The following is a 9,562-nucleotide window of genomic DNA, read 5'->3' on the forward strand; positions in this document are numbered from 1 at the left end:
TGCCAGGAAGCCGGACTGGTCCCCGTCGTCGAGCCGGAAGTGCTCATGGGCGGCGGGCATACACTAGAGCTATGCAGCGAAGTGACAGAGGAAGTCCTGCGAACGGTTTTCATCCAACTTTACACTCAACGGGTGATGTTGGAAGGGATGATCCTGAAGCCCAATATGGTGCTTCCGGGATTGACATGTGCTAAGCAAGAAGCAGTGGACAAGGTGGCCGACGCCACGGTGAGCTGTCTTTTGCGAGCTGTCCCCGCGGCCGTTCCGGGGATTGCGTTCTTGTCTGGCGGCCAATCCGGTGAACTGGCTTCGGCCCGGTTGAATGCCATGAACGTCAGATTCAAGTCGCGACTCCCCTGGCCGTTGGCGTTCTCGTTCGCCCGCGCCATCCAGCAACCGGCGTTGGAGACTTGGCGAGGCGAGGAAGCAAACGTGCCGGTGGCACAACAAGCATTGTATCATCGAGCGAAGTGCAACCAGGCCGCGCGCCGTGGAGAGTACTCCGTCGCAATGGAAAGGCGTGAACACGGAATGGGAGTGACAGACCGTGCAAAGTGAGACGATTTTGATTTTGTTGTTCTCCGTCGCGGCGGTGGTGGCAATTGCGGTGCGGCGATTGCATGTGCCGTACACCGTCGCGCTGGTGCTCACCGGGTTGGTGCTCGGTATCCTGAACCTGTTCGCTCCGCCCCATTTGACGAAGGAATTGCTCTTTTCGGTATTTCTGCCGGGCTTGCTGTTTGAAGCCGCCTTTCACATTGAATTCAGTGAATTCTGGCGAAACCGGTTGGCCATCGCGGCGCTGGCTGTTCCGGGCGTGGCCGCGGCGGTGGCGTTGACGACCGTGATCTTGCCGCCTGTCGTGAACACGTTGCATCTCGAACAAGGTTTTGCGTGGCCGTATGCGTTGGTGTTTGGGGCATTGATCGCGGCAACCGACCCGATCGCAGTGGTGGCGGTATTTCGGGGTCTCGGCGCGCCGCGACGGCTGTCGATGTTGCTGGATGGCGAGAGTGTACTCAACGACGGCACGGCGATCGTGTTTTTCACGTTGAGCCTGTCGCTAGTGACCGGTGCCGCCGTTACCACGGGACAGCTGGCAACGGACTTCCTCGAGATTGTCGGCTTCGGCGCGCTGATCGGCGCCGTCGTCGGCCTGGCGGTCTCGCAGGTGATCAAACAGATTGATGACGCGATGATCGAAATCACGCTGACGACCATCGCGGCGTATGGATCGTTTGTAGCGGCGGAGCACTTCCATTTCTCGGGCGTGATCGCAGTCGTCGTGGCCGGTGTGCTCTGCGGCAATTACGGGGCGCGCGTCGGCATGACGCCTTCCACGCGGGTCGCCGTGCAAACGTTTTGGGAATACATGGCGTTTGCATTAAACTCGTTTGTGTTCCTGCTCATCGGCCTGGAGGTGCATCTCGATGCGTTGTTCGTTTCGTGGAAGGTGATTCTCGTCGCGTACCTGGTTGTTACCCTGGGACGGGGCCTGGTGATTTTCGCGGTGTCCGGTTTGCTTCGAAAGACCCGTGAGAAAATTCCGTGGCTGTGGAGCGTGGTCCTGACGTGGGGAGGGTTGCGTGGTGGGTTGCCCATGGTGCTGGTGCTGAGTCTGGCGAAGGAGTTCCCGCATCGGGACCTCCTGGTAACGATGACCTTCGGGGTGGTGATGATTTCTATACTGGTGCACGGCATAACCATCTCACCCCTGCTGCGATGGCTGGGAATCGTCAAAGGGCGTGAGCACCGGGAAGCGTACGAGTTCGCGCGCGGCAAATTGCAGGCCGCTAGCGCGGCGCTCGAAGAACTGGAGCGCATGTCGTACGTACATTTCTCCCACGACGAAGTGCGTACTGAGCTCAAGAATGAATACAAGAAACGGATAGATGCGGAGCAAGGGCGGATCGGTGCGTTAGAACTCGACCGCGCCGCGATTGCGGCTCAGGAATCGCAGTGGGCACGGCGACATCTGTTGCTGACGGAGAAAAACCACGTGATGGATTCTTTCCGGCAAGGCGTTCTCAATCAGGAGATTTACGAGAAGCTGCTGGCCGACATCGACGCCCGCCTGTTGCGGCTCGAATCTGGAGAAGAGGAAGAGACCACCAAAGAGCCGGACTCTCCCAAGAGCGGGGGTTAAACCGGCGGAAACGCGGGCGTTGGTGACTAAGCAGCATCCGACTCAAAAAGCCAGCGCAAAAGCGGAGAAAGGATATAGATAATGAAACCCAATGCCGGCCAGCCGAAGGCTCCCGGACCGGATCCGGGATCGAAGCCCAATGCGAAGGACGATTTGAAATCCCTGCCGATGCGGGAGGTGGAGAAAAAACTCGGGTCCTCGCCGGACGGCCTGACGCAAGCCGAAGCGCAGAAGCGGCTGACTCAATATGGGCCGAACGAGATTGAAGAGAAGAAGACCAACCTGTTCCTGAAGTTTCTCAGCTATTTTTGGGGACCCATTCCATGGATGATTGAAGCGGCGGTGATCCTCTCCGCAGTAGCCCGGCACTGGCCGGATTTTTTCATCATCCTCCTTTTGCTTCTCGCCAACTCTGTTGTCGGGTTTTGGGAAGAACGCGAGGCGGGTAACGCCATTGCTGCCCTGAAGGCCAAGCTGGCGGTCAAGGCCCGTGTGAAACGGGATGGAAAGTGGATCACTCCGCCGGCGCGCGAGCTGGTGCCGGGCGATGTCATTCGCATGCGTCTTGGCGACATTGTGCCGGCGGACGCGCGCCTGCTGGACGGCGACCCGGTGGAGGTGGATCAATCCGCCCTGACGGGAGAGTCGTTGCCCGCCGAGCGCAAAGCTGGCGAGGCGGTGTTTTCCGGCTCGATCATCCGTCGGGGTGAAATCGGCGCACTGGTCTATGCCACAGGTGCCAAAACCTACTTCGGCAAGACGGCGCAACTCGTGCAGGAGGCACACACCGCCAGCCATTTTCAAAAGGCGGTTTTGAAGATCGGAAATTATCTGATCATGCTGGCGGTGGCGTTGGTGGCGGTGATTATTGCCGTCGCGATCTTCCGCGGCGACCCGATCCTCACGACGCTGCAATTCGCCCTGGTGCTGACCGTGGCCGCGATCCCCGTAGCGATGCCGACGGTGTTGTCGGTGACGATGGCTGTCGGTGCACGTCTGCTCGCCAGGAAAAAGGCAATCGTGAGCAAGTTGGTGGCTATCGAGGAATTGGCGGGCGTGGACGTGTTGTGCGCGGACAAGACCGGCACCCTGACGCAGAACAAGCTGACGCTGGGCGATCCGTTCAGCGTGAACAATGTCCCCCCCGAGATGGTCATCCTCGATGGCGCGCTGGCGTCGCGTGCGGACAACAACGACACCATAGATCTGGCGGTGCTGGGCGGAGTGAAAGACAAGGATTCGCTGAAGGCTTATGATGTAGTCCATTTTCAGCCGTTCGACCCGGTGCATAAACGCACCGAGGCCACCATCAAATCAAAAGACGGAAAGGCGTTCAAAGTCACGAAGGGTGCGCCACAGGTGATTTTGGAATTGTCGGCAAATGCCGGCACGGTGAAGGTCGAGGTTGAGAAGGCGGTCAACGAATTTGCCGCGCGTGGCTTCCGCTCGTTGGGTGTGGCACGAGCTGATAACGACGGGCAATGGCAGTTTGTTGGCGTATTGCCCTTGTTCGATCCGCCACGGGAAGATGCCAAGGCAACGATCGCGACCGCGCTTGCTATGGGCGTGAAGGTCAAAATGGTAACGGGCGACGCGCTGGCCATCGCCAAGGAAACCGCCAAAAAGTTGGACATGGGCGCGAATATCCTCGATGCCCGGGGCCTGGGCGACTCCAAGAAGCAGGAGACCCCGGCGGTGGCCGAGTCTATTGAGAAGGCCGACGGGTTTGCGCAAGTGTTCCCCGAACACAAGTTTCACATTGTCGATGTCCTCCAAAAGCGCACCCACATTGTCGGCATGACGGGTGACGGGGTGAATGACGCCCCCGCGCTGAAGAAAGCCGACTGCGGGATCGCCGTTTCCGATGCAACGGATGCGGCGCGCGCGGCGGCGGCCATCGTGCTCTTGACCCCCGGCCTATCAGTGATTATTGACGCGATCAAGGAGAGCCGGAGAATTTTCCAGCGGATGAACAGCTACGCGATCTATCGGATTGCCGAAACGTTGCGCGTGCTGTTCTTCATGACGCTCGCGATCCTCGTATTTAACTTTTATCCATTGACGGCGGTGATGATCGTGATGCTGGCGTTGCTCAACGACGGCGCGATTCTGTCCATTGCCTATGACAACGTGCATTACAAGGATCAGCCCGAGGCCTGGAACATGCGCATGGTCCTAGGGATTTCCACGGTGCTGGGCGTCATCGGAGTCATTTCCGCCTTCGGATTGTTCTACCTTGGGGAGAATGTCTTTCATCTGGACCGAGCGCACATTCAGACGCTGATGTACTTGAAATTGTCCGTGGCCGGGCATCTGACGATCTTCCTGACGCGCACGCGCGGCCCGTTCTGGTCCATACGCCCCGCCCGGGTTCTGTGGATAGCGGTGCTCGGCACCCAAATCGTGGCGACATTGATCGCGGTCTATGGGCTGTTTATGACGCCCCTCGGGTGGGGTTGGGCACTGTTTGTTTGGGGTTATGCACTGGCGTGGTTCCTCCTGAACGATCGCCTGAAGCTGCTCGCCTATCGGGTTTTTGATCCGGTTAAGGCGAGAATATCGTCCGACGCGACTGCGCAGATCTCCAGGCGAGCCTATGAACTGTACGAGCAGCGGGGTCGCCAGGACGGTCGAGCAGTTCAGGACTGGGAGAAGGCGGAGCGGGAGATGAAGAAAAGAATAACCCGATGAATAATCAAATGCGAACGGCCGAACATGAATCCGGAGCCGGGCCGGCCCCCTCGAAAGGGCCAGGCACTGCGCCCCCCGACATCGCCTCCGCCTCTGTTCCCGACACGCTCGCGGCGCTCCGCGTGAACCCCGACACCGGGCTCACGCATGCGGAGGTGGACATACGCCGGAAGGAGCACGGCTACAACGAAGTGGCGGAAAAGAAGGCGCACCCGGTCCTCATGTTTCTCGGCAAGTTCTGGGGCCTCTCGGCATGGATGCTCGAACTGATCATGGTGCTGTCGGCGGTGCTCGGGAAATTCTCTGACCTCGCTGTGGTGGGCGGGCTGCTGATTATCAATGCCGTATTGAGTTTCATGCAGGAGCATCGGGCCGCCGGTGTCGTCGAGACGCTGCGGCGACGGTTGCAGGTCAGCGCGCGTGTCCGGCGCGAGGCGAGTTGGCAGGTCATCCCGGCCCGGGAGCTTGTCCCGGGCGACATCGTTCGTGTCCGGCCGGGCGACATTATTCCGGCGGATGTCAAGGTCCTGGCCGGAGTGCTAAGCGTCGACCAGTCGGCTCTCACCGGCGAGTCAAAGGACGCGAACAAGGCGCCCGGCGAAGTAGTCTCGTCGGGGTCGGTTGTCCGGAGGGGCGAGGGCAACGGCGTGGTCTTGCTGACCGGGGCGAAGACGTATTTTGGCCGCACCACCGAGCTGGTGCAGCAGGCGCGACCGAAACTCCATATCGAAGCGGTGGTGGCCAAGGTCGTCCGCTGGCTCTTCGTCATCGTCGGTTCGCTGCTGGGTGTCGTGATCGTGTTGTCGCTGATTCACGGCGCGCCGCTCCTGGAGATGGTTCCGCTCATCCTCGTTCTGTTGATGAGCGCAGTGCCGGTGGCCCTTCCTGCCATGTTTACAGTCAGTATGGCCGTCGGTTCGAAGGAGCTGGCGAAACGGGGCGTGTTGGTCACGCGCCTCAGCGCGGCGGAGGATGCCGCAACGATGGACGTGCTCTGCGTGGACAAGACAGGCACGATCACGATGAACCAATTGGCTGTCACCGGCGTGATTCCGCTGGAGCACGCGTCGGAATCCGACGTGCTGTTCGCCGGCGCGCTCGCGTCTCAAGAAGCCAACCAGGATCCGATTGACCTGGCATTCCTTGCCGCGGCAAAGGAGCGACACATTTTCGACAATCTTCCCAAGATCGCGCCGGTCTCCTTCGCGCCTTTTGATGCGAAAAACCGGCGGACGGAGGCCGTAGTCGAACAGAACGGACAGCGGCTGCGTGTGATGAAAGGCGCAGTGCGGACCGTTGCAGAGGCGTGTGGACTTCAGCCCCCGGCGGTGGAAGCGTTGGAGGCGCGGGTCAGCGAATCGGCGCTGAAGGGGTATCGGACGCTGGCGGTGGCGCGCGGCCCCGAGACGGGCACGCCCGTAGTACTCGGACTCGTGACGCTCTATGATCCCCCGCGGGCGGACGCCAGGCAACTTATCGCCGAACTCCGGGACTTGGGAGTGCCGGTGAAGATGCTCACTGGCGACGCGCTGGCAGTGGCCAGTGAAATCGCGCACGGAGTTGGCTTGCCCAACATCCGGCGCGTGGCGGATCTGAAGGCCGCAGGTGCTCAAGCCGGTAACGAGGCAGTGGACTTGTTGGCAGGTGCGGACGGTTTTGCCGAAGTGTATCCGGAGGATAAGTATATCGTTGTGCAGCACCTCCAGGCTGCTGGACATGTGACCGGGATGACCGGCGATGGCGTGAACGATGCACCGGCCCTCCGCCAGGCCGAGGTGGGAATCGCCGTCAGCACCGCCACCGACGTGGCCAAGGGCGCGGCCAGCGTCGTCCTGACCGAGGCGGGGTTGACGAACATCGTGGCACTGGTCGAGCAGGGGCGGACCATCTACCAGAGAATTCTGACCTGGATCATCAACAAGATCAGCCGGACGCTCCTGAAGGCGGCCTTCGTTGCCATTGCCTTCATGGTGACGGGGAAGTTTGTCGTCTCTGCCTTCGCGATGCTGCTGCTCGTTTTCGTGATGGATTTCGCGACGATCGCCCTGGCCACCGACCGCGTTCGTCCGTCCAAGAGGCCGGAAACGTGGGCCATCGGGGGCTTCATCAGGGTTTCCGTAGTCCTCGGCATCGCCATGGTGGCGGAAACGCTCTTGTTCCTGTGGATCGGCTGGTCGCGTTTTGGTTTGGCTACGGATAGCAATGCTCTCTGTACCTTCAGCTTTCTGACGCTGCTCTATTTTTGCGTTTTTTCCATTGTGTCCGTGCGAGAACGAGACTGGTTCTGGACGACGAAGCCCAGCAATACCTTCATGCTGTCGCTGATCGCAGGTGCGGTCGTGGGCACCGTGCTGACGTATGTGGGTCTGCCTGGACTCATGCCGTTGCCCTGGTGGCAGACGTTTGCCATACTTGCATATTCCGCTGTCGCGTGCCTCGGCGTGAATGAGGCCGTGAAGGTTGGAATGATCAAGTCGCGTGTTCTGATCGCCGCGGCCAGGAAACCGTCCGATTTGACCCCGCAGATCGCCAAGCGCGCCTATGAACTGTACGAGCAGCGGGGTCGCAAGGACGGTCGCGCCGTTCAGGATTGGGAGAAGGCGGAGCGAGAGATCCGGAGAGATGAACCCCATAAATAAACAGGCGTGCACATCGCGGCAGGCATGGCCGAAAGGATGAAGATGAAAATCGATTCCACCACTTTCCACACACCGCTCTGGGCGAAAATCGTGACCAAGAAGCAGCCTCAACAACGGTGTGAAATGGGCATGGTCGGCCTGGGCGTCATGGGGCGCAATCTCGTGCTGAACATGGCCGACCATGGCAGTTCGGTGGCAGGTTATGACAAAGACCAGGCCAAGGTCGACGCCCTGCGGAAGGAAGCGGCCGAGCGCAACGTCCGTAGCGCTACGAACATTGTCGATTTCATAGCACTGCTCCGCAAACCACGCGCAATAATGATGCTGGTGCCCGCCGGCCCTCCAGTGGATTCCGTCATCAAGGAATTGTTGCCGCACCTGGAGAAGGGCGACCTGATCATCGATGCCGGAAACTCCTACTTCAAAGATACCGATTTGCGTGCCCGCACTCTGACGGCGAATGGGATCCAGTTCCTCGGTGTGGGCGTGTCGGGCGGTGAAGAAGGCGCTCGTCACGGACCGAGCATCATGCCAGGCGGGTCGAAAGAGGCATACGAGCGGGTCCGTCCCGTCTTTGAAGCTGCCGCTGCGAAAGTCAACGGCGATCCGTGTGTGACCTGGCTGGGTCCTGGATCGGCCGGTCACTTCGTGAAGATGGTCCATAACGGTATCGAATACGGCGTCATGCAATTGATCGCCGAGACCTATGACCTGATGAAACGTGGTTTGGGCTTGAACGACGATGAGATGCATGAGGTCTACGCTTTATGGAATAAAGGCGAACTCAGCAGCTATCTTGTCGAAATCACCAGCCAGATTTTCTCCAAACAGGACGAGAAAACCGGCGAGCGGTTGATCGACGAAATCCTCGACGTGGCCAGACAGAAAGGCACGGGCATGTGGACGTCGCAGAGTGCGATGGAACTGCAGGTGCCGATCCCGGCGATCGACTTGGCCGTTGCGATGCGGGACTTGTCAGTGCTCGCGAAGGAGCGCGAACAGGCCAGCCCGATCTATCTGCGACCCATGCGTCGCTTTGCCGGTGATCAGAATTTACTTCTCGCGCAATTGGGCCGCGCACTCTTTACCGGGATGATTACCGTCTACGCACAAGGCATGGCTCTTTTGGCGGTTGCTTCTGAAAAGTACGAGTATCACCTCGATCTCGAAGCCGTGGTGCGGATATGGCGAGGCGGCTGCATCATCCGCGCTGCGTTGCTGGAGGACATCTGCGCGGCGTTTCACGCTAGGTGTGACCTGCCGAATTTGCTCCTCGATGCCAACTTGTCGCGCAAGGTCATGGAGCATCAAGAGGACCTGCGCCGGGTGGTATGCCAGGCGGCCGAGTCAGGTGTGCCGACACCGGGGTTGATGGTCTCGTTGAGCTATCTGGACGCCTATCGCAGCGCCTGGCTGCCGGCCAATCTCACCCAGGCCCAACGAGATTACTTCGGCGCACACACCTATGAGCGCATCGATGCTAAAGGCGTGTTTCACACCAAATGGGAGGCAGAATGAGCCAATCGGATCTTTTCCCGACCATCATCATGATTTTTGGCGGCGCGGGCGATCTGACCTGGCGCAAACTCATGCCGTCCTTATTCGATCTCCACCATGAGGGACGGATGCCTGAGAAATTTGCCATCATTGCCGTGGATCGCGTCCCCACGAGTGAGGCCAAGTTGCACAATCACTTTCTCGAAGGCGTAAAGCGGTTCTCGAGAAATGGGAAGGTGAAAAGCGCGGAGTGGAAGGATTTCTCCCGGCACGTCACCTATCACGAGGGAGATTTTAAGGACCCGATCACGTACTCAAAGTTGAAGGCGAGGTGCGAGCAACTGGACAAGGGGTGGAAAGTGAAAGCCGGCCACATTTTTCATCTGGCAACTCCCCCCGCGATGGTCGGGGTAATTCCCAGGCTCCTTGCCGACAACGGACTGAATCGGAATCGAGTGCGCGACCGTATTGTTGTGGAGAAGCCGATCGGTCATGATCTGGATTCTGCAAAGGAGATGAATCGTACGCTCAGGGAAAGCTTCCACGAGTCTCAGATCTTCCGCATCGATCATTACCTGGGCAAGGAGAC

General features: G+C 59.5%; 5 protein-coding genes and 1 pseudogene. All 6 read left to right on the top strand.

Annotation, left to right across the window (positions count from 1 at the left end):
• Positions 1 to 558, top strand: a 558-nt coding sequence (locus WB402_RS11175; protein WP_424207861.1) for a class I fructose-bisphosphate aldolase, incomplete at its 5' end; no start/stop codon positions are given.
• A complete protein-coding gene (locus WB402_RS11180; protein WP_424207863.1) occupies positions 548 to 2,146 on the top strand; it encodes a Na+/H+ antiporter in 1,599 nt (532 codons plus the stop codon). The genes WB402_RS11175 and WB402_RS11180, both read left to right, overlap by 11 nt.
• A 168-nt stretch (positions 2,147 to 2,314) precedes the next feature.
• Positions 2,315 to 4,837 (top strand): plasma-membrane proton-efflux P-type ATPase, encoded by a 2,523-nt coding sequence (locus WB402_RS11185; RefSeq protein ID WP_424207869.1) that lies wholly within the window; start codon positions 2,315 to 2,317, stop codon positions 4,835 to 4,837.
• Entirely contained in the window at positions 4,834 to 7,476 is a 2,643-nt protein-coding gene (locus WB402_RS11190) for a plasma-membrane proton-efflux P-type ATPase (protein WP_424207865.1), read from the top strand. The genes WB402_RS11185 and WB402_RS11190 overlap by 4 nt, the downstream gene beginning before the upstream one ends.
• 42 nt (positions 7,477 to 7,518) lie before the next feature.
• Positions 7,519 to 8,994, top strand: coding sequence for an NADP-dependent phosphogluconate dehydrogenase (gndA, locus tag WB402_RS11195; protein ID WP_424207867.1), 1,476 nt, complete (start codon positions 7,519 to 7,521; stop codon positions 8,992 to 8,994).
• A pseudogene (locus WB402_RS11200) lies at positions 8,991 to 9,562 on the top strand (glucose-6-phosphate dehydrogenase); the annotation flags it as partial. The gene gndA and the pseudogene WB402_RS11200, both read left to right, overlap by 4 nt.

Source organism: Sulfuricaulis sp. (assembly GCF_049587675.1).
GTDB lineage: Bacteria > Pseudomonadota > Gammaproteobacteria > Acidiferrobacterales > Sulfurifustaceae > Sulfuricaulis.